We start from the raw sequence: 695 nt of genomic DNA, 5'->3' as shown, positions 1-695 counted from the left end.
GCGCACACCCACATGGTCAAATCCGGCGTCGCCCACTACGTCGCCTCCGGCGAACAAGACGCCCTCGACTACGTCAAGGACCTGCTGTCCTACCTGCCGTCGAACAACCAGGCCGCGGCCCCCCGGATGCTGCCCACCGACCCGATCACCGGATCGATCGACGACTCCCTCACCGCCGAGGACCTCGAACTCGACACCCTCATCCCGGACTCGGCGAACCAGCCCTACGACATGCACGAGGTCATCCGCCGCATCCTCGACGACGACGAATTCCTCGAGGTCCAGGCCGAACGCGCCGGCAACATCGTCGTCGGCTTCGGCCGCGTCGACGGCCGCTCCGTCGGGATCGTCGCGAACCAGCCCACCGTGTTCGCCGGCTGCCTCGACATCGACGCCTCCGAAAAAGCCGCCCGCTTCGTGCGCACCTGCGACGCGTTCAACGTCCCCATCATCACCCTCGTCGACGTCCCCGGCTTCCTGCCCGGCACCGACCAGGAATACAACGGCATCATCCGCCGCGGCGCGAAACTCCTCTACGCCTACGGGGAGGCCACCGTCGGGAAGATCACCGTCATCACCCGCAAGGCCTACGGCGGCGCCTACGACGTGATGGGCTCCAAGCACATGGGCGCCGACGTCAACCTCGCCTGGCCCACCGCCCAGATCGCCGTCATGGGCGCCTCCGGCGCCGTCGG

At 68.1% G+C, this 695-nt stretch carries 1 protein-coding gene; it reads left to right on the top strand.

The features are described 5' to 3' along the window. On the top strand, positions 1–695 hold a 695-nt coding region (locus tag QM806_RS40930; protein ID WP_283295049.1), incomplete at both ends, for an acyl-CoA carboxylase subunit beta.

Source organism: Rhodococcus sp. IEGM 1351, assembly GCF_030056875.1.
Lineage (GTDB): Bacteria > Actinomycetota > Actinomycetes > Mycobacteriales > Mycobacteriaceae > Rhodococcus_F > Rhodococcus_F opacus.
This window is presented reverse-complemented; position numbering and strand designations above follow the sequence as displayed.